We start from the raw sequence: 18,515 nt of genomic DNA, 5'->3' as shown, positions 1-18,515 counted from the left end.
TCCTCCGGTAGAAGCAGGGTATTGTGGGCCCGAACAGGGTTTCGTTGACATCCCCGGATGCTCGGATACGATCCCAGTACTTTCCGACAAGGACGACGACACAGGGCCAGCCGGAAACGGGTGGCCGCTGATGATTTGCCCTATGACACATGAAGTAGCTCGCCGACTCGCGATCAGCGTCCAGCCGGTACCGAAGCAGGATGCGGAAGCACGCAAGAAGAACTTCGATGAGACCTACATCGGGTTCGACCTAAACGCGGCCCGGATCGAAGCATCCCGGTGCATCCAGTGCCCCTCGGCGCCCTGCCAGGAGGCGTGCCCGGTCTCGAACGACATCCCGGGGGCGTTCGCGCTGCTGGAACTGGGGGACATCGCGGGAGCGGCGAATAAGTTCCGCGAGACGAGCAACTTGCCGGAGATGTGCGGACGCCTGTGCCCGCAGGAGAAGCTTTGCGAAGGCGCATGCGTCGTCGGCTTCGCCATCCGTAAGGACGGGAGGAAGGAGCCACCGGTAACGATCGGAAAGCTCGAGGCGTTCTGCACCGACTACCAGCGCCAGTCGCTCGGGGGCTACCCGATGCCTCGCTACCTTCCGGAGCCCACCGGAAGAAACGTGGCGGTTGTCGGCTCGGGGCCGGCGGGGCTGGCGGTAGCCGAACAACTGGCGGACATGGGCCATGGTGTGACGGTGTACGAGTTCTGGCCGGAGCCAGGCGGGGTACTCGTGTATGGCATTCCGAACTTCAAGATGCGCAAGAACATCGTCGATGAGTACATCGCCCACCTCGAAGCGATGGGCGTGAAGTTCGTGTGCAACACCTACGTGGGCAAGGACGTAACGATCGACTCGATGCTCGGCGGCGAATTCGACGCCGTTTTCGTCGGCACTGGTGCGGGCGTTGGCAACCAGATGGAGATCCAGGGCGAGAACCTGAAGGGTGTCTACAGCGCCACCGAGTTCCTGGTCCGGGGCAACCTCGCACCGGAACAACTCCCCGACATGTACCGCGAGGCGTTGCCGTCGCTCGAGAACGTGGTGGTCATCGGAGGCGGAGACACCTCGATGGACTGTGTCCGGACGGCGATCCGCCTTGGCGCGAAGAACGTGAGTTGCGTCTATCGGCGTACCGAGGCGGAGATGCTCGGCCGCGGAGAAGAGCGCAAGAACGCCCGTGAGGAGGGCGTCAACTTCGAGATGCTGACGCTCCCAACGCGGATCATTGGAGATGAGAGCGGGAAGGTGGTGTCGGTGGAGTGCCAGCGGATGGAACTGGGCGAGCCGGACGAATCTGGGCGGCGGCGGCCGATCCCGGTGAAGGGGAGTGAGTTCCTCATCCCGGCGGATGCCGTTGCCATCGCGATTGGGTACGGGGCCGACCCGCTGGTACCGCAGACCACATCTGGCCTTCGATCGGACCGCAAGGCGCTGATCGAGGTCGACAGGACGATGCGCACGAGCCGGCCGGGAGTGTTCGCCGGTGGGGACAACGTGAACGGCGCCGACCTTGTGGTGACAGCCCTCGCCGATGGCCGAGTGGCAGCCCAGGCGATCGCCGACTACATCGCGACGTTGCCACCGAAGCGGCGCTAAGCGCGAACCATCGCCCCGCACGAGGAAGAGATTACGCGCGGTTTACAAATTGCCACTGTCCGCCGGAGCCGAGACGTTCGACCTTCAATGTAGAACGCCAGAGGACCGTCGCATGAATAGGCCGCCAGTGCTTAACGCCTTCCTGTTTCCTTCGACCGAGCAGACCGAACTCGGTTCGGTGGAGTCGTCGCTTTTGCTCCGGCTGATGCGACCGGTCAGTCTCGGGCTGTGGCTCGTGATCTTCGCGGTGGAGGCACAGACGGTCATAACCACTGGCGGGCGCGGGAACGTGCTGGTGATCGGTCTCTCGACGCTGCTGTTCGCGGGAATCCACGCGCAGTTCTGGTACGAGCAGTCCGAACAGGGCCGCCGATTCCATCGTGCCCTCGACCGGATGCGCGGGCGGATTTACGAGGACGAGGAAACCGGCCTGCCGAACAGCCGTCACTTCGTCTTCGAGCTTCGGCGCCAGATGATGCGCTCGGTGCGGAACGGGCGAGGCTTCTCATTGGTGTTGACGGACTTCGGTGGGTACGAGCGGGTGAAGACGAGCGAAGACCGCTTCCTTCCGACAGCCTCGCGAGCGCTGCGGCATGCCGTCGGCGAAGGCGACTTCGTCGCCCATCTCCAGGGGCCGATTTTCGCGGCGATTATTGCCGATGACCGGGACCAGACGGCAGCGGAGAAGGCGGACAACCTCTTGCCGGCGCTGGGCTCGGCGATTCCACACGAATACGCGAACCAGGTGTTCCCGGTGGTCTCACTCTCAGGGTATGAGGGTGAACTTGAGGTGCGGGACTTCCTGCGCCGAGCACAACGCGACCTTGCCGGGGCGCGCGCGAACGGCCCGGTCGTCACCCCGGCGACGGTGCGGAGCGCCAACCGTCATTCACAGCCGGCGGTGGCCTGACTCAGTCTCTCCCCTGCCAACCTGGTTGGGAAACGAAAGCCCGCTGATCTGGCCATCAGCGGGCTTCTTGCTTGGTTGCCCCGCCCGCAGGCGGATACCGCTAGAATCCGGGCAGCCTGTTCCAGGAGACATCCCGATGGCAACCGACAATGTCGCGGTGATCCGGCAGTTCTGTGCGGCGTGGTCCGCGCTCGATACCGACCGGATGATGACGTACTTCAGCGCGGAACCGACGTACCACAACATGCCCGGGCCTCCCGCCGTCGGGGCTCCGGCCGTGCGGGGAACGATCGAGCGATTCCTGGGGAGCTGGCAGAAGACGGACTGGGAAGTGTTGAACGTCGCGGCGGCGGGCAACGTGGTCTTCGCCGAGCGGATCGACCGGACCGATGCGGGGGGAAAACATGTGGACTTGCCGTGCGTGGGCGTCTTCGAGATGGATGGCGGCAAGATCCGTGTGTGGCGGGATTACTTCGACCTGGCCACGTATACGCGAGCGATGAGCTAGGTGGGGGAAACTTGGAGCGGGCGAAGGGAATCGAACCCTCGTCTCAACCTTGGGAAGGTCGCATTCTGCCATTGAACCACACCCGCCCGGGTGTAACGCCGTTCATCGTATCATCCCGACACACTCAATTCGAGGAGCCACACTCGCATGCCGATTCCGCAAGAACTGTCACTAACCAAAGACGAACTCGACGACCTCATGTTGACCTCGTGGAACATGCGGGTCGCAACAATCGGGCCCGGCACGCGGATCAACGTAACGCCGCTCTGGTTCGGCTGGGCCGAAGGCAAGATCTTCTTTTACTGCCGGGGGCAGAAGGTCGTGAACCTGAGGCGGAACACGACGTGCACGGTGCTCGTGGACAAGAACGAACGGTTCCCCGAGCTCCAGGGAGCAATGTTCCAGGGACAGGCGAAGGTGCTCGAAGACCCCGAGGCCGAGGCCGCCGAGCCCGGCATGGAAGAAGTCCGCTGGCAGATGGGCAAGAAGTACGCCGGTGGCCACGGGGAGGCTGCGGAGCCCCGCAAGAACGAGTCCTCGGCCCGTGGCAGGCACTGGCGTTGGGTGGTTTTCACGCCCGCGAAAATGGTGACCTGGGACAACAAGAAGATCCGGCGGGCCTAGAACACTCGCCGAGGGCAGGCAGGCGGACCACGCCGACTGTATCTCGCGGATCCGAACATTCGCACTCCCCGGCAGCCGCCAAACGCCAGCGCCGCGGCCTCCCTTGACAGCTTCCTATACTGGGATGAGCCCTATTCGGAGGTGTTGCGATGTTCGGACTGGTGAGTAGCGTCCTCGCCGAAAAGGGGAGGCACGTCTACACCGTGGGGAAAGCGGCGACCGTCGCGGAAGCGGTCCGCGAGATGAATGAGAAGGGCGTTGGTGCGCTGCTGGTGATGGATGGGCACAAGCCCGCGGGGATCTTCACTGAGCGCGACGTGCTTCGCCGGATCGTCGATGCCGACAGGGACCCGGCACTCATCCGGGTGGCGGAAGTAATGACCCGCCAGTTGGTGACTATCGGGCCGGAGTCCCGGATCGACGAGGCGATGGGGATCATGACCGAGCGCCGGTTCCGCCACCTTCCGGTGCTGGACGCGGGTGAAGTCGTTGGGATGGTTTCCAGCGGCGACCTGATGCGATGGGTGACGATGAACCAGGAGGACTCCATCCGCCAGATGACGGAGTACATCAACGGCCGGGCGTGAGTTCAGATCTGCCCCTGTAGTTGCAGCACGGCGCGAGCGGTGATGAGGTGGAGTTCGACCCGACGATCGAGCGGCTGGTCGGTCTGGCCCATCTCCACGAGGATCGGCGTGAGCCCGGGGACGTGCCCGCCGGCCGAGAGAGAACTGCGGCCGCGCAGGCTTTGCGGCTGGCCAGACGGCGCGGTTGCCGTGGGACGCCCGAATTGCGTGCCTTCCCGAACGATGAACTGTTCGCGTTGCGCCACCTGGGGGTTGGCGATCGAGGCGATGCGCTGACCAAAGCTGTCCTGCTGTGGTCCGGGTCCGGCGGTGATGGTCTGGCCGAGGGCGCCAGTACCGCTGTTGGGTGGGTACTCCGCGTAGAACGCCCAGGACTCGTGCATGTCGAGGAGGAGCTCGACTCCGAATTCCCTGCACGTCTGGAGAATCTCGAACGCCAGCCGTTCCATGAGAAAGACGCTGTCGGGGTCCCCGGGATACATCCGGTTCAGGTCGGCGATTTCATCGAACGTCCGGACGAACGCGTTGAGCGCCTGGATGTTGGCGCGAGGAAGGACAATGAGACTGCCCGCCGCCGGCTCCCAGGAGGCGACTTCGTCGGCGGCGAGCCAACCGCCGGGCTCGTTGCCGTGGACGCCGCCGAGAACCATCGTCGCGGGCCCGCGTGCGCCGCTGTGGCGTATCGAGAGGCGCGTTTCGGAAGGGGTGCCCGCGAGCAGGACGCGTTCCTCCGACCCCCGAGGGAGAGGTGTGGGCGACGGAGCCGGTATCAAAGTCGACGCAGGCGTGGGCACCGGGGGTTCGTTTCCCTCGGCCGCCAGCTGCGGTGCGACGACGACCTGTTTCGAGCCCGATCCCGAACCGCCGGGAGTGCAGGCAGCGAACGCGACGGCGGCCGACGAAGCGAGGAAAGCTCGGCGGGTGATCGGGCGCATGCGTGGATTGTAGGCGACTTACTGATCGTCTCGGGAAAGACGGGCTACCGATGAAGCGACTGGAGCGCATCGCGCACGTTCCGCACCGGGATGAGCACTATGCCGTCCACGGCGGGGGTGCCGTTCGGGACGAGACAGCGTTTGAAGCCGACGCGCGAAAGTTCGGCGAGGCGGCGTTGCGACTGGTGGACCGGCCGGACTGCGCCGGAGAGGGCCACTTCGCCGAGGCAGGCTGTCGCGCGGGGAAGGGGCTGGTCCGAGGCGGCCGATGCCAGGGCGGCGAGGATCGCAAGGTCGGCTCCGGTGTCGCGGAGGCGCATCCCGCCGGACACACTGGCGACGACATCCATCGCACCGGTGTTGACTCCGCCCCGGCGCGCGAGCACAGCAAGGAGAAGGTGGAGGCGCGAAGTCTCCAGACCCGAGGCGATGCGCCGCGGCGAAGCGAGGTTGGTCGGGACTGCCAACGCCTGGACTTCGAGCGCGAGCGGGCGGGAACCCTCGATAACGGCGGTCACCGCGCAACCGGAGGCATCAGCGTCGTGGCTTTCGAGCAGCGCTGAGCTCGGGTTTTCGACACTCTGGAGGCCCTCGCCCGTCATCTCGAAGACACCGACCTCATCGGTCGCGCCGAAACGGTTCTTGATCGCGCGAAGGACACGAACGGAACCTCCTTCGGCGTTCTCGAAGTAGAGGACGGCGTCAACGAGATGTTCGAGGAGGCGAGGCCCGGCGATTTCGCCGCTCTTGGTGACGTGGCCCGTGACGATGGTGGTTATCTCGTTGGTCTTGGAGAAAGCAACGAGGCGGGCGCCGGCTTCGGAGAGCTGGGCCGGGCCGCCGCTGCGGGTGTCGAGCCCTTCGACGTACACCGACTGGATCGAATCGATTATGACGACCGAAGCGCCGGCGCCTTCGGCGGCCGCGAGGGCGGCGTCCAGGCTCGACTCAGGTATGAGTGTTACGGGAGCTTCGCCGACTCCCAGGCGGGTCGCGCGCAATCGCACCTGGCGGGGTGACTCCTCGCCGCACACATAGGCGACAACGGTGCCGCGTTGTGCAAGGCGGGCGGCGGCCTGGAGCATGAGTGTGGACTTGCCGATACCGGGATCGCCTCCGACCAGGACGAGTGAGCCGGGCACGAGCCCCCCGCCAAGAACACGGTCAAACTCTGGAATCTCGGTGGAGAGCCTGCGGCCCGGCTCATCGGGGACGTCGGCGAGCCGGACGGTCCTGCCTGGAACAACAACGCCGGCTGAGCGCGCGGGACCAGAACGCTGTGTTTCGGTGAACTGATCCAGGGTGTTCCACGCCTGGCATTGGGCACAGCGGCCAACGTACGCTGGCGTCGCCCAACCGCATTCTCTGCACCGGAAACCACGAGCTGCACGCGCCATCGGTGGTGAGTCTACAGGCCGGTCGCGCTGGCTCCGAGTGGGGCATGGCGCGAGGCAGCGCATCGGAGTCCGGTCAATTTGCTTCGGTCGCTCGTTCGAGCAACGGCTTCGCGGCGGCAGCAAGCGGGTGGTTTTCGGGTTTCTGGAGGCGCGGGTCACGGGAGAGGACTGACCGGGCGATTTCGCGTGCCTGGATCAAGATCTCGCGGTCCGTGAGACGGGCGACGCGGAGCATGGTGTTGGCGCCGCTCTGGAGGCGGCCCCATGTCTCGCCCTCGCCGCGCATGCGCAGGTCGACCTCCGCAAGCTCGAAGCCGTCGGTGGTCTGGCACATGGCCTCGAGACGTTCGCGGGCCTCCGGGCCGGGGTCTTCTTCACTGCTGAACAGAAGGCAGTAGCTCTGGGTCTCCGAGCGGCCGACGCGGCCACGGAACTGGTGGAGCTGGCTCAGGCCGAAGCGTTCGGCGCCTTCGATGACGATGACGGTAGCGTTCGGGACGTCGATCCCGACCTCGATCACGCTCGTCGAGACGAGTGCCTGCGTCTCACCGCGGCCGAACCGGCCCATGACTTCGTCCTTCATCCTTCCCGGCATTCGGCCATGGAGCAGTTCCAGGGAGTATCCAGCCAGGGGGCCGTTGCGCAGGTGCTCGAACTCTTCCTCCGCGGAGCGGACATCGAGCGTCTCAGACTCCTCGACGAGGGGACAGATTACGTACGCCTGTTCGCCGGCATCGAGGTGTTTGCGGATAAACGCATGGGCGTCGTCGCGCTCGCCGGGCTGATACCAGCGCGTCTTGATCGGCTTCCGCCCTGGCGGCATCTCATCGATGGTCGAGACTTCGAGGTCACCGTATACGGTAAGAGCGAGAGTGCGGGGAATCGGCGTGGCGGTCATCACGAGGAGGTGGGGATTGAGGCCCTTCTGGCGAAGTTTGGCCCGCTGCAGGACACCGAACCGGTGCTGCTCATCGACGACGGCCAGGCCAAGGCGTGGCATTTCCATGCCGTCTTCGAGGAGTGCGTGGGTCCCGATGACGATGTCCGCTCCACCGTGAGCCGCATCGCCGCGGACCTGTTGCTTCTGCGCCGCGGTGAGTGACCCGGTCAGCAACAGGACGCGGAGCGGCCTCCCGAGCCAGGGAGGGACAAAGACCCCTGCAAGTGGGGTGACTTCGTCTCCGCCGAGGAGGCGCGAAAACGAGCGGTAGTGTTGTTCGGCGAGGATCTCGGTTGGTGCCATGAGGGCGGCCTGGAATCCCGAACGGACGGCTGCCAGCATCGAAGCGAAAGCGACAACCGTCTTCCCCGAGCCGACGTCGCCCTGGAGGAGCCGCAACATCGGGTGGGGGCCGCGAAGGTCGGAATCGATTTCCTCGATGCAGCGCTGCTGGGCCCGCGTGAGCCCGAACGGCAGGGACTGCAAGAAGCCGTCGTTCTCGGCTTCGAGCGAAAGGCGGGGGGCGTCGTTGTCCTCCTGCCATTCCGCGCGGCGCATGAGGACCGCGGCCTGGACGGCCACGAATTCCCCGAGTGCAAGGCGGCGGCGGGCGATCTCGGCGGCGGGTTCGCTCTCCGGGTAGTGGTAGGCGCGGATGGCATCAGCGATGGGCGGGAGTTTCGCCGCCTCCCTCGCGCGATCGGGGATGGGGTCGTTGACGTCGGCAGCGAGGGCCTCGACGGCGGCCTTCACCGCCCTGCGGATCGTCCGCTGGCCGAGACCGCTCGTTGCCGGATAGACCGGGACCATGCGCCCCGCCGACATCGTGTCTTCGTCGAAGACCTCGTACTCGGGATTCTCCAATTGAAGACGGCCCCGGTACTCGCGGACACGGCCGGAGAGGACCACTTGCGCTCCCTCAGGGAGCCCTCGGACGACATAGGGCATGTTCCACCACATGGCTTTGAGGAGCCCCGAGCCATCGGTGATGACTGCCTGCGCCCCCCTCGCCCGCCGCCCGAAGCGGACCTCGCTCACCGAAAACACCGTGCCGACGACGGTTTGGGGTTGCGAGCCGGGGCGAAGGTCACGGATCTTGCGGACATCGGTGAAGTCGTTGAAGCGGCGCGGGAAGAGGAAGACGGCGTCAGCGGCGGTGGTGACGCCGAGCCGTTCGAAGCGTTCGGCGGCGGCCTTCCCGACGCCGGGGAGGCGTGTCAGGGGAGAGTCAAGGCGGAGAGAGCCCGCGGCCACAGAGAGGGCGACGCGGCCGTCGCCGGCTTCTTCGCCGGGCTGCGACACTGGTCGCCCTGTCCCGCGCCCCCGGGGTGCCGTCGCCCGGCGGGCGGTTTGCGCTCGACCTGGCGCAGACGGGCGGGCGGGGGGCGCGAAGCTCGGTGACGTGGACAACGCGGCTATCGTCGCCTCAACCCACGACCGGCGTTCGTCTTCCGGAAGGGAACGATAGCCGGCCCGAGGGAGGGCTTTGAAGCGGATGCCAAGCGGGCTGGCGGTGGTCATCAGGCCGTCTTCGGCCATCTGGATGAGCATACGGTCGAGACCGCCCATCACTGCTTTGTTGTCGCAGCCACGGTCCCGCTCAAGTTCGAAGACACGGCGCAGGCGGAGGGTGTCGGCGCCGGCGACCGCCGTCATTCTCGCTCCAGCGCCGCAATGCCGATGGCGCCAGGGCCGGCGTAGACGCCCACAACTGGCCCGATCTCGCCGAGGATGAGGTCGGTATGAGGAAGCCTCGGGCGCAGCTGTTGGATCATGTCGCGCGCCTCATCCTCGTTCCCTGAATAGGCAACGAACATCTCGCGGGCACGGGCCATGGAGGAGGCGATTTCGTACATGCGAGCGAGCGCCTTCGCGTGCGTCCGAACGCGCTCGAACGGCGCTACTTCTCCGTCTTCGACCTTGAGGATGGGCTTGATGCTCAAGACGGAGCCGAGAAACGACCTGGCCCTGCCGATGCGGCCGCCCTTCTGGAGGTATTCGAGGGTATCGACGTAGACGTGGACGGAGACGCGATCCATGGCACGGCGCGCCGTGGCGACGACTTCCGACAGCGACGCCCCTGACTGCGCCGCGCGGGCTGCTTCGAGGACGATCAGTCCGAGCCCAAGGCTCACCTGGTACGAATCGATGAGGTCGACGTGGATCAGGGGGGCGACTTCTTCGCGCGCGATAGAGGCAGCGTTGAGCGTCCCGGAGAGCTTCGACGAGAGGTGGATGGAGACGATTTCGTCGCCATCGGCCGCGACTCGCTCGTATGTCTCGCGGAAGAGTTCGACGGACGGCTGGCTGGTTCTCGGGAGCTCGGATGATGCCCGAAGGCGATCGTAGAATTCGCCCGCGGAGATTTCGACACCATCGAGGCGAGCTTCATCGCCGAAGAAGACCGTGAGCGGGACGACGGTGATCCCGTGGGCCTGGACGAGGGCCGAAGGTAGGTCGCAGGTTGAGTCAGTGACGATGCGGACTGCCATAAATGATCAGATGCCTACTCGGGATAGTATAACGGTCTCGCGCGAACCCGTAGAATAGGTGGCATGGCGTTGGTGAAGATTGCTCCTTCGATCCTGACCGCGGACTTCGGCCGGCTCGCGGAGGAAGTGCGGGCGGCCGAACTCGGCGGGGCCGACATGCTCCACCTGGACGTGATGGACGGCCGGTTCGTACCGAACATTACGTTCGGAGCGGTGGTGGTCGATGCGCTCCGGAAGGTCACACGGTTGCCGTTCGACATTCACCTGATGTGCGTAGAACCGGAACGTCTCATCGAGCAGTACGCCGAGACCGCGGACACCATCAACGTCCACATCGAAGTCTCGCCCCACATCAACCGGACACTCGATACGATCCGGAGGATGGGCAAACGCGCGGGCGTCTGCATCAACCCCGGCACGCCGATCGGGGCGATCGAAGAGTCGTTTCCGGACCTGGACCAGGTGATGGTAATGACGATCAACCCAGGTTGGGGCGGCCAGCAGATGATCCCGGCTCAGCTCGAGAAGGTGGCGCGCATCCGCAGGCTGCTCGATGCTGGCGGCTTTCCGGCTGAGATCGAGATCGACGGCGGGGTGAAGACGGGGAATATCGCCCAGTGCGTCCGCGCGGGAGCGAACGTCGTGGTGTGCGGGAGTTCGGTTTACAACCCGGCAAAGCCGGTGGCAGAGAACATCGCGGAGCTGCGGCGGGCGGCCGGGTAGGCAGAGATTGGCGAAAGTTGGCCGGGCGCTGCAGGTCGCTCCCCGGTTCGCACTCCGGTCTCAGGAAAGAGGCCGGAGACGGCCTGTGTAAGAGTCTCGGCACTCGCGGGTCTAACTCCCAGCACGCAAATGGGAGCAGATCCAATGCACACAGCAATCTTCCAACTTCGAACATGGCGGCTGCAGCGCCTTCCGCGGAGCATCGTTTCCGCGGCGATCGCAACCTTCGTTGGCACTGTCATGTTCGCCACGTCCGGAAGCGCCCAGCCGGCGCACGCCGACACCCACATCATCGAGTACCACAACGAAGACGGGAGTGTCATCGAGATCTGGCAGGACAACAACGGCAAACTCTACGCCTGGGGCACCGAAGCCGACGGTGAACAGTGGTCCTACACCTTCGACGACAACCCAAACCCGGACGATCCTTCCTCGTCCGATGGCCCCATGACGCCGGAAAAGATCAAGGAGATGATCAGGAAGTACGCCGGCGAGATGTCCAAGCCAGAGGAGGAGTTTTGGGACAACTTCATCGGGAAATACGTGAGCGGCAACGGCGATGGGCTCATCCCGCACTACAACCCGAGCGATATCGGCCAAGCCTACGACGACGGCACCGGGACCGGAGGTGGCTTCGACGGCAACGGCGGGGACATCCTGGACCAAATGCGCGGGCACGGCAGCGGCGGCGCGAGCGGCGGCCAGGACAAGGGCGAACACGCCGACGATACGTACGGCACAGAGACACCGAAGGACGGCATGTACGAGGACGACATGCCCGGCCCGCCGGAGCTCATCAACCCGAATCCAGTCCTGCGCCCGTAGGGCAGGCCACGGACCCCAGCACAAAGACGAAGGCCGGGATTGCTCCCGGCCTTCGAGTTGGTTGGCTGGTGTGTGGCCCTAGCTGATGAACAGCGGAGCAAGCACGAGGGTAATGGTGCTGAGGAGCTTCACGAGCACGTGGAGCGCCGGGCCAGCAGTGTCCTTGAACGGGTCACCGACGGTGTCGCCGACGACGGCGGCGGCGTGTGTGTCGCTACCCTTGCCGAGGACGTTGCCGTTCTCGTCTTTCAGGCCACCGGACTCGATGAACTTCTTGGCGTTGTCCCAGGCGCCACCCGCGTTGTTCAGGTAGGTCGCGAGAAGGACGCCACCGATGGTGCCGACCATCAGCATTCCGGCGACGGCGAGCCAGCCTTCGTTACCGTCTCCGCCAAAGGCGTAGCGGAAGATGACGCCCGTGGCGATGGGCAGGCCGACGGCGAGAATGCCGGGCATCACCATCTCACGGAGCGCAGCAGACGTTGTGATGTCGACCGCGCGGGTGTAGTCCGGGCGGACCTCGCCGGTCATGATGCCGGGGCTTTCCCGGAACTGGCGGCGAACCTCTTCGATGATCGACCCGGCGGTCTTGCCGACCGCGCGGATGGCGAGGGAGCTGAAGAGGAAGGCCAGCATCACGCCGAGGAGTGCTCCGACGAACACTTCGACCTTGCCCAGGTTGATTGGCATGACGCGAGGAAGCGGGATTGGGCTGGCGGAGAGTGCGGCCGCCTGATCAGCGGTGAGGTCTCCGTCATCAACCTTCTTGCCGACAATTGCGTCGCGTTCCTGCTGGTCGGCGACGGCGAGCGTGTCGATGGTGATTTCGTTGAGCTTGTCGTCATCGTTGACTTCGCTGCGGACGGCCTCAAGGTTTTCGACGTGGTCCTTGATGGCGTTCGCCGCCGCGGCCTTGACATCGTCACCATCGAAGATAATGCCAAGGTCCTGGACGAGCTCTGCGTAACGCTCCGGGTCTTTGCCTGCGATCTTGCCGAATTCGAGCCTGACCTCATCGAGGAAGGCGGTGAAAAGCAGGAACGCCGCGAGGGCGGCGGAGCCCACCGCGTAACCCTTGGTGAGGGCCTTGGTGGTGTTGCCGACGGCATCGAGCTTGTCGGTGATTTCGCGGGCTTCCGGCTTGGAGTCCGTCGCCATTTCGTTGATGCCGCCGGCGTTATCGGTGATAGGCCCGAAGGTATCCATGGCGAGCACGTAAGCGGCCGACATGAGCATGCCCATAGTGGCGCAGGCGGTGCCGAAGACGCCGACAGAAACGCTGTTGACGTTATCGAGGTCTGCCTGGCTTCCGAGGACGAACGAGGCGACGAGCGCGAGGCCGACGGTGACGGCGGTGACGGCGGTGGTTTCGAAGCCCACTGCCGTACCGATGATCATGTTCGTCGCGGAACCGGTGCGGCTCGCGCGGGCGATCTCCTGCACCGGCCGCCAGGCGCCGGCGGTGTAGTACTGGGTGATGTAGACGAATGCGATACCGGTCGCGATGCCTATGAGGCCGCAGAAGAAGAACCAGTACCAGACGTCTTCAAGCATGACCTTGGTGCAGACGCCGAGGCCGAGAATGCTGAGGACGGTGATGGTCCAGTAGCCGCCGTTGAGGGCGCCCATGGGGTCGCTGATGCGCTTCGCCCAGAACGGGACGGTGAGCATGCCGATGATGGTGGCGAAGACGCCGAAAGAGCGGAGGACGAGTGGGAACATGATCCACTCGACGCGGTTGGTCGCGGTGAAGATGGCGACGCCGAGGATCATCGCGCCGATGTTTTCGGCGGACATGGATTCGAAGAGGTCGGCGCCGCGGCCGGCGCAGTCGCCGACGTTGTCGCCCACGAGGTCTGCAACGACGGCCGCGTTGCGCGGGTCGTCTTCGGGGATACCGGCCTCGACTTTGCCGACGAGGTCGGCGCCGACGTCGGCAGCCTTGGTGTAGATACCGCCGCCGAGCTGTGCGAAGAGGGCGACGAAGCTGGCGCCGAAGCCGAAGCCAACGATGAGGAACGGCGTTTCGTCAATGGGATGGCCGAGCACGCGGCTGTAGATGGCGAACATGCTTGAGACGCCGATGAGGCTCAGCGCCACCACGAGGAAGCCGCTGACGGCGCCGCCGCGAAGGGCTGAGTTGATGGCGTCGGCGAGGCTGTTGTTGGCAGCAGCGGCAGTACGACCGTTGGCTCGAACTGCGATGGACATCCCGATGTAGCCAGAGACACCGGAGGCGAGTGCGCCAACGATGAACGCTGCTCCAGTCAGGACACCGACTTCGACGGAGTCCTTGAAGATGCCAACGATTGCCGCCACCACAACGGAGGTAACGACGGCCATGATGGCGATGGTGCGGTACTGGCGGTTCAGGAAGGCGTTGGCGCCTTCGAGAATCGTGCCCGCGATTTCCTGCATGGATGCGGTGCCTTTGTCCCGCTTGAGGACGTCAAAGGCAAGCCAGATCGCAAACAGGACCGCCGCGGCGCTTGCCGCGGGGATCATGATCTGGGCCAGGAGCATTGGGTTCTCCCCTCCGGAATGTGCTTGCAGCCCCGTGCAAACTCCCGAGCACACGGAGCCACCGGCCGCCCTGATTGACGCGCCGAAAGCGTCCGCCACTCTATCAGCGGGAAGGCTAAAGGGAAATTTCCGAGAAAGATCCGGGAGGGGCCGACAGGACGGTTGAGCCGCAGTCCGGGCAGTCCGCGACCGGGCGACTCACCCTGTTTCGGCGAGCGACCATCCCCGGACTGCTCCCCGGCTGCGCAGGTCGTCGAGGCATGGACCGCAGAGCTTGCCCTCGAGACCGTGACCCGAGCCGGCTCCGTGGATAAGCCTGGCGCCGTGTTCGCCAGGGATTTCGCAGATCATGCAAGTTCGGCGGCCGAGTAGCGCGTTCTTGCCGCAAACGGCGCAGGTCACCCGGTAGCGGTCGAAGGCGCGATACCGGTGTTCATCCGGGGGGCAGTAGCGGTCGAGCCAGTGCTCGACCCAGCCGTCCGTCCCAGGGTTCGGCCTCTGCGTCATGTCTTGCATCACGGCCATCGCGTCCTCGCCTTCTCGTGGTCGGGTTTGCCGTCGCCAGAGCACGCCCTCCACTGTTTAGACACCGGCGGGCGCCACCGATTACCGGACCGAACGAGAATTCCGCGGGTCTTTACGTCGGAGCCGGCAGCACGCCGAGGATCCCGGCGGCGGGATCCGAGAACGGATTCGCAAGACCTGCTATTTCTTCTGCTGGCCGGGCGGCATCCCGGAGTTCCCCTTGCCATTCTTCCCGGACGAGTCGGAATTACCGGGCGGGCCGTCGGAACGCCCAACGGGACACACAATGGCTTGCGCCTTTTCTGGCAGGCATGACGCCGGCGCCGGGGTCGGTGTCGCTACGGCGGGCGTCGAGGTTGGCGTGGGCGGCACTGGGGAAGGAGTCGCGAGAGGAGTCGTCGCGATTGCAGGCGGGGAAGGCCGTGCCGGTGGCGGCGGCGGTGGTGCAGGTGGTGCGACGAATCGGACCAGGTCTGGCGGCGGCAGCGGCGGCGCAGGTGTGGGAGATTCGGACGGCGGCGGCGCCGCAGCCGGCGTCGTTGGGAGAGGCTCCGCGGTGGGTTGGGGCGTAGCCTGCGGCGGAGTGGGCGAAGCCGGCGGAGCGACAACCGAAGAGGGGGCGGGTATGGCGACGAGGCGGGCGGGAGGAGAGCTGGCAACCCCGGCGATCTCGGCCACCGAACCCGGCGGCGTGGTTGGTGTCGGTGACACCGGTGACGGCGGCAGCTCCTGGGCGGCACTGGCCTGGACAGCACCGATGGGCCGGGTCTCGCCGGCGAAGGGATTGAGGACGGCCAGCGCGGCGAGCGCTGACCCGACGACGAGCGCCGCAACCCCGGCGGCAACCGCGATCGGGGTGGTGCCGACTCCGGCTCCTGCGGCGCCGGCGCCGGCGGTTGCAGCCGAGCCCCCGGCCCCGGCGGCGGAACCCGCAGCGACCGTCAGCCCGAGAGCCAGGCCGACCTTCGCGGCGATGTCCGCACTCAATGGGACCACGGCGAGCGCGCTGAAGACGGATTCGGGCGAGACGATCTTCATCTGGGCTTCGCGGCATGAGGCACAACCAGCGGCGTGACGCTCGATGCCCTTCCGGACAGCCGGGGTGAACCGGTCCGCACCAGCGACGCGGAGCTCTGCATCGAGCGCGGGACAGTGGCGGCGGCCGGACTGGAGCATGTACAGCGCGGTAACGGACCGCCGCATGGTCTCCTTCACGCGATTGAGCTTCACGGCAGCATGATTGCGGGTGATGCCCAACGCCTCGGCGATCTCGGGCGAATCGAAGCCCTGGCGGAGGTGCAGGTCGAGGACGGCGTAGCTGGCGGGGTCGAGTCCGGCGGCGGCGGCCCAAACGACCGACCCGAGAGCGGCGGCCTCCGCAGCGGAGGCGGGATCGCCGAAGCGGTCCTCATCGACGACTTCCAGCTGGTGCTCTTCGCAGCCTGGGACCCCGCTGAAGAGCATGGCGGCACGGTCGCTCCGAAGCTGATTGAGTGCGGTGCGCCGAGCGATGGTGAATAGCCAGCTCTTGAATCGTTCGGCGCTGGCAAGCGTCTCCAGGGACCTGGCAGCCTTGATGAAGGTGTCCTGGGCGGCGTCTTCTGCGGCGGCAGGGTCCCGCAGCGTGCGTAAGAGGAAGTCGTAAACGCTGTCGAAGTAGCGGCTGTAAAGGACACCCAGGGCGGTGGAATCACCGGCGCGCGCACGACGGACGAGCTCATCATCCGAAGCCAGCCGCGTCGCGACTACCATGTCAACCCAACCCCACCGCATTCAACGCCCGAACCGGCCAGCTGCGACGGCCAGTCGAGGGTGAACGGGCGATAGTTGAACGGTATTTACCGCGTTTTGTCAACCTGTTACGGATGAAGCGACTCCCGGACGGGACGTCCGGCAGCCTTCCGGCGACTGGTACTAGAGCGGCTTGCCGGTGAGGAAGAGGAGTCCCTTCGCGAGGACCTCGCCGCAGAAGACCGCACCCATGGCGATGTAGAGCAGCCCGGTGGCGCTTTGCATGGCTTTCATCTGGGTCGTCTTGTAGGAAAGGACTCCGAGGATGATGGGGAAGACCAGTCCGACTCCGATGCGGAGGTAGAGCGCCGGATTGGCGAAGATGCTCACGTCGATCGGGTTCGAGGGCGTTGGCGTTTCGCGAACGGGGATGAAGAGGTTCACGGCGAGGACGGCGACCTGGAGGCCAAGAGCTGCCAGGAGGACGACGTCCAGGTCGCGGAGTGGCCACGATGGGAGTGCGCCTTCGGTGAGGTACCAGTGCCCCCAGACCATGGAGACGGAGACTGCCCCGAGGGCGACGGTGCCCCCAAGCAGCGCGAGGAAGGAGCCGGGAAAGCCCCAGGTTGGAGGGGCGAGCAGGACGGCGAGCAGCACCACGGCAAGGACGCCGGCGACCGAGCCAGCAATGCCGAAGAGGCGGCCAATTGGGTCCCAGCCCATGAACACACAGAACATGTAGACCGCACTGGTGACGACTACGACCATGAAGGCCCGCTTTATGTCGTCGAACGGGTCGGCGTCGATGCGGTAGCCATCGATCTCCTTGCCAATGGCGATGCCCGAGGCGGTCCAGTAGGCGAGGCCGGCGGCGATCGCCACGGAGAGGGCCATCGTCATCACGAAGCCGCGCGTGACGCCACCGCGCAGGTCACTCCCGAGCGTGATCCAGAGACTGCCTATGCTGAGTTCGGCCATTATGAGCAGCAGGGTGTAAGGGAGAGCCTCGGCGTTCACAGAAGATCGAGTGTGCGTTGCTGCGCGGAAAGATGAAAGCGCCGGGCACGCCGCTGTTGGGGCTCAGGGAGGGCGCCTGGTCGGCTCAGTACTCCGGGCGCCAGGGATTCCACGGGGAATCCGGACGCCAATCGAGCCACCGCCCGTGGGGGTTCGCGATCGAAGCAAGGCGGTATTCCCCGCTGCCACCGCGAAGGCGGAGCACCCAGACCTGGGCATCGCCGATCCATGGCGTTCCAGGCTCGATGAATTCGGTGAAACCCATGACAACAAGGTAGACCGGGCGCGAGACCGAGAGTTCGACAAGCATGTTCCGGAGGCTGGCCAGCATCGCAGGGGAGAACTGGTTCAGGACGAAGGTCGCGAAAATGCAAACGACCTGGTGCGGCGGAGTTGCGTTGATGCGGGGCGGGAGGAGTTCGAACAGATCACCCCGGAGGAGTTCCGGCGGAGACTGGCGGGCGACCGAAAGGGCGGCTTCGAGGAGTGCCATTCGGTCGGTGTGCTCCGGCCAGAGCAGTGCCTTGAGCCAGGCCACGTCATCCGGGTCCCGGACATCGAGCGGGTTGATGTCGATGCCGAGGCGGGACGCCACGGCCGGCATGAGCACTTCGGGGGGCGCACCGCGAGGCTCGGACACGAGGAGCACGGGGGATTCCGGGGAGCCCAGTTCGGTCGTGCCGTAGCGGTAGCGGTACCGATCAAAGAGCAGGTTCAGCCCGGCGCTAGGTCCGATCTCGAAGAGGGCGAGCGGCTGGCCGGCGTCCTCCGCGACAGAGGCAAAAGCGGGGAGCAAGACGGCCGACCGGCGGACTTCGTTGGTCTGGACGAGACGCGCGCGAACAACGGGCAGGAGTTCGCGGCGGCGAGAGATGCAGAACTCGCGGAACAGGCCGACCGCTTCGGGAGCGGCCGCCCGGGAGCCGCCGAGGGTGCCGTAGTAAGCGGCGAGAGGATGATCGAGATGTTGGGCGAGCCGGGCGTGGACCGCGGCAAAAAGGACGTTCGGCGGGGGTTGGCCCGGGAGCGCCTCCGCGGCCAGGTCGAGGAGTTCTTCGTCTGCAGCGACAGCATTCCCGAGAAGCTGGTAGAGGGGCGAGAGGTTCGCGACGGCTTCGATGTCGCTCCAGTTGCGAAAGAGTGCGACGAGGCGTTGGCGGTCCATCCGGGACAGATTGTATACAAGG

At 65.6% G+C, this 18,515-nt stretch carries 16 protein-coding genes and 1 tRNA gene; 7 read left to right on the top strand and 10 right to left on the bottom strand.

What is annotated here, in order from left to right; all coding sequences use genetic code 11:
• The first annotated feature begins 142 nt into the window (after positions 1-142).
• The 3 genes from gltA (at position 143) to IPG14_RS07660 (ending at position 3,009) form a co-directional block, all read left to right on the top strand.
• The gene (gltA, locus tag IPG14_RS07670; RefSeq protein WP_343391412.1) at positions 143-1,591 is read left to right on the top strand and encodes an NADPH-dependent glutamate synthase; all 1,449 of its coding nucleotides are present in this window, start codon (positions 143-145) and stop codon (positions 1,589-1,591) included.
• 112 nt (positions 1,592-1,703) lie between these two features.
• Positions 1,704-2,501, top strand: a complete 798-nt coding sequence (locus tag IPG14_RS07665) for a GGDEF domain-containing protein (protein WP_343389032.1) — start codon at positions 1,704-1,706, stop codon at positions 2,499-2,501.
• A gap of 136 nt (positions 2,502-2,637) precedes the next feature.
• Positions 2,638-3,009, top strand: a complete 372-nt coding sequence (locus tag IPG14_RS07660) for a limonene-1,2-epoxide hydrolase family protein (protein ID WP_343391411.1) — start codon at positions 2,638-2,640, stop codon at positions 3,007-3,009.
• A 12-nt stretch (positions 3,010-3,021) separates the two neighbouring features.
• Here IPG14_RS07660 and IPG14_RS07655 read toward each other — a convergent pair.
• Positions 3,022-3,095, bottom strand: a tRNA-Gly gene (locus IPG14_RS07655).
• Between the two features lie 61 nt (positions 3,096-3,156).
• Between IPG14_RS07655 and IPG14_RS07650 the strand changes: the two genes are divergently transcribed.
• Together IPG14_RS07650 and IPG14_RS07645 are read left to right on the top strand one after the other, a co-directional pair.
• Positions 3,157-3,633: a pyridoxamine 5'-phosphate oxidase family protein gene (locus IPG14_RS07650; protein WP_343389035.1), complete on the top strand. Its 477-nt coding sequence runs from the start codon at positions 3,157-3,159 to the stop codon at positions 3,631-3,633.
• Positions 3,634-3,782: 149 nt separating this feature from the next.
• On the top strand, positions 3,783-4,220 hold the full coding sequence (locus IPG14_RS07645; protein WP_343389036.1) for a CBS domain-containing protein: 438 nt from the start codon (positions 3,783-3,785) through the stop codon (positions 4,218-4,220).
• 2 nt (positions 4,221-4,222) lie between these two features.
• Here IPG14_RS07645 and IPG14_RS07640 read toward each other — a convergent pair whose 3' ends face one another.
• The 4 genes from IPG14_RS07640 to IPG14_RS07625 form a co-directional block, all read right to left on the bottom strand.
• Positions 4,223-5,155, bottom strand: coding sequence for a succinylglutamate desuccinylase/aspartoacylase family protein (locus IPG14_RS07640; protein WP_343391410.1), 933 nt, complete (start codon positions 5,153-5,155; stop codon positions 4,223-4,225).
• Positions 5,156-5,199: 44 nt separating this feature from the next.
• A complete protein-coding gene (radA, locus tag IPG14_RS07635) occupies positions 5,200-6,552 on the bottom strand; it encodes a DNA repair protein RadA (protein ID WP_343391409.1) in 1,353 nt (450 codons plus the stop codon).
• Positions 6,553-6,625: 73 nt separating this feature from the next.
• Complete coding sequence (gene recG, locus IPG14_RS07630; RefSeq protein ID WP_343391408.1) at positions 6,626-9,148, bottom strand: ATP-dependent DNA helicase RecG; 2,523 nt, start codon at positions 9,146-9,148, stop codon at positions 6,626-6,628.
• Positions 9,145-9,984: a DegV family protein gene (locus tag IPG14_RS07625; protein WP_343391407.1), complete on the bottom strand. Its 840-nt coding sequence runs from the start codon at positions 9,982-9,984 to the stop codon at positions 9,145-9,147. Before IPG14_RS07625 ends, recG begins: the two co-directional genes overlap by 4 nt.
• A gap of 63 nt (positions 9,985-10,047) precedes the next feature.
• Here IPG14_RS07625 and rpe point away from each other — a divergent pair, with 63 nt between their 5' ends.
• Positions 10,048-10,707: a ribulose-phosphate 3-epimerase gene (rpe, locus tag IPG14_RS07620; protein WP_343389042.1), complete on the top strand. Its 660-nt coding sequence runs from the start codon at positions 10,048-10,050 to the stop codon at positions 10,705-10,707.
• Between the two features lie 144 nt (positions 10,708-10,851).
• A complete protein-coding gene (locus tag IPG14_RS07615; RefSeq protein WP_343391406.1) occupies positions 10,852-11,532 on the top strand; it encodes a hypothetical protein in 681 nt (226 codons plus the stop codon).
• A gap of 78 nt (positions 11,533-11,610) precedes the next feature.
• On the opposite strand, the gene IPG14_RS07610 is transcribed toward IPG14_RS07615, so the two are convergent.
• The 5 genes from IPG14_RS07610 to IPG14_RS07590 form a co-directional block, all read right to left on the bottom strand.
• On the bottom strand, positions 11,611-14,055 hold the full coding sequence (locus tag IPG14_RS07610) for a V-type H(+)-translocating pyrophosphatase (protein WP_343391405.1): 2,445 nt from the start codon (positions 14,053-14,055) through the stop codon (positions 11,611-11,613).
• A 198-nt stretch (positions 14,056-14,253) separates the two neighbouring features.
• A complete protein-coding gene (locus tag IPG14_RS07605) occupies positions 14,254-14,580 on the bottom strand; it encodes a hypothetical protein (RefSeq protein WP_343391404.1) in 327 nt (108 codons plus the stop codon).
• Between the two features lie 180 nt (positions 14,581-14,760).
• The gene (locus IPG14_RS07600; RefSeq protein ID WP_343391403.1) at positions 14,761-16,332 is read right to left on the bottom strand and encodes a sigma-70 family RNA polymerase sigma factor; all 1,572 of its coding nucleotides are present in this window, start codon (positions 16,330-16,332) and stop codon (positions 14,761-14,763) included.
• A gap of 162 nt (positions 16,333-16,494) precedes the next feature.
• Positions 16,495-17,289 carry a hypothetical protein gene (locus IPG14_RS07595; RefSeq protein WP_343391402.1) on the bottom strand — a complete coding sequence of 265 codons (795 nt, stop codon included), beginning with the start codon at positions 17,287-17,289 and terminating at the stop codon, positions 16,495-16,497.
• 124 nt (positions 17,290-17,413) lie between these two features.
• Positions 17,414-18,493 carry a DUF2332 domain-containing protein gene (locus tag IPG14_RS07590; protein ID WP_343391401.1) on the bottom strand — a complete coding sequence of 360 codons (1,080 nt, stop codon included), beginning with the start codon at positions 18,491-18,493 and terminating at the stop codon, positions 17,414-17,416.
• Positions 18,494-18,515: the final 22 nt, after the last annotated feature.

It is taken from the genome of Candidatus Amarobacter glycogenicus (assembly GCF_016704105.1).
Taxonomy (GTDB): domain Bacteria; phylum Chloroflexota; class Dehalococcoidia; order Tepidiformales; family Tepidiformaceae; genus Amarobacter; species Amarobacter glycogenicus.
The sequence above is the reverse complement of the archived record's forward strand: the minus strand, read 5'-3'. Positions and strand labels throughout refer to the sequence as shown.

Coding starts and splice junctions, on each gene's coding strand:
- recG (WP_343391408.1), bottom strand. CDS start 9,148: ATGACGGCGGTCGCCGGCGCCGACACCCTCCGCCTGCGCCGTGTCTTC.
- IPG14_RS07595 (WP_343391402.1), bottom strand. CDS start 17,289: ATGGCCGAACTCAGCATAGGCAGTCTCTGGATCACGCTCGGGAGTGAC.
- IPG14_RS07590 (WP_343391401.1), bottom strand. CDS start 18,493: ATGGACCGCCAACGCCTCGTCGCACTCTTTCGCAACTGGAGCGACATC.
- IPG14_RS07610 (WP_343391405.1), bottom strand. CDS start 14,055: ATGCTCCTGGCCCAGATCATGATCCCCGCGGCAAGCGCCGCGGCGGTC.
- IPG14_RS07625 (WP_343391407.1), bottom strand. CDS start 9,984: ATGGCAGTCCGCATCGTCACTGACTCAACCTGCGACCTACCTTCGGCC.
- IPG14_RS07605 (WP_343391404.1), bottom strand. CDS start 14,580: ATGGCCGTGATGCAAGACATGACGCAGAGGCCGAACCCTGGGACGGAC.
- IPG14_RS07665 (WP_343389032.1), top strand. CDS start 1,704: ATGAATAGGCCGCCAGTGCTTAACGCCTTCCTGTTTCCTTCGACCGAG.
- rpe (WP_343389042.1), top strand. CDS start 10,048: ATGGCGTTGGTGAAGATTGCTCCTTCGATCCTGACCGCGGACTTCGGC.
- gltA (WP_343391412.1), top strand. CDS start 143: ATGACACATGAAGTAGCTCGCCGACTCGCGATCAGCGTCCAGCCGGTA.
- IPG14_RS07660 (WP_343391411.1), top strand. CDS start 2,638: ATGGCAACCGACAATGTCGCGGTGATCCGGCAGTTCTGTGCGGCGTGG.
- IPG14_RS07645 (WP_343389036.1), top strand. CDS start 3,783: ATGTTCGGACTGGTGAGTAGCGTCCTCGCCGAAAAGGGGAGGCACGTC.
- radA (WP_343391409.1), bottom strand. CDS start 6,552: ATGGCGCGTGCAGCTCGTGGTTTCCGGTGCAGAGAATGCGGTTGGGCG.
- IPG14_RS07650 (WP_343389035.1), top strand. CDS start 3,157: ATGCCGATTCCGCAAGAACTGTCACTAACCAAAGACGAACTCGACGAC.
- IPG14_RS07615 (WP_343391406.1), top strand. CDS start 10,852: ATGCACACAGCAATCTTCCAACTTCGAACATGGCGGCTGCAGCGCCTT.
- IPG14_RS07600 (WP_343391403.1), bottom strand. CDS start 16,332: ATGGTAGTCGCGACGCGGCTGGCTTCGGATGATGAGCTCGTCCGTCGT.
- IPG14_RS07640 (WP_343391410.1), bottom strand. CDS start 5,155: ATGCGCCCGATCACCCGCCGAGCTTTCCTCGCTTCGTCGGCCGCCGTC.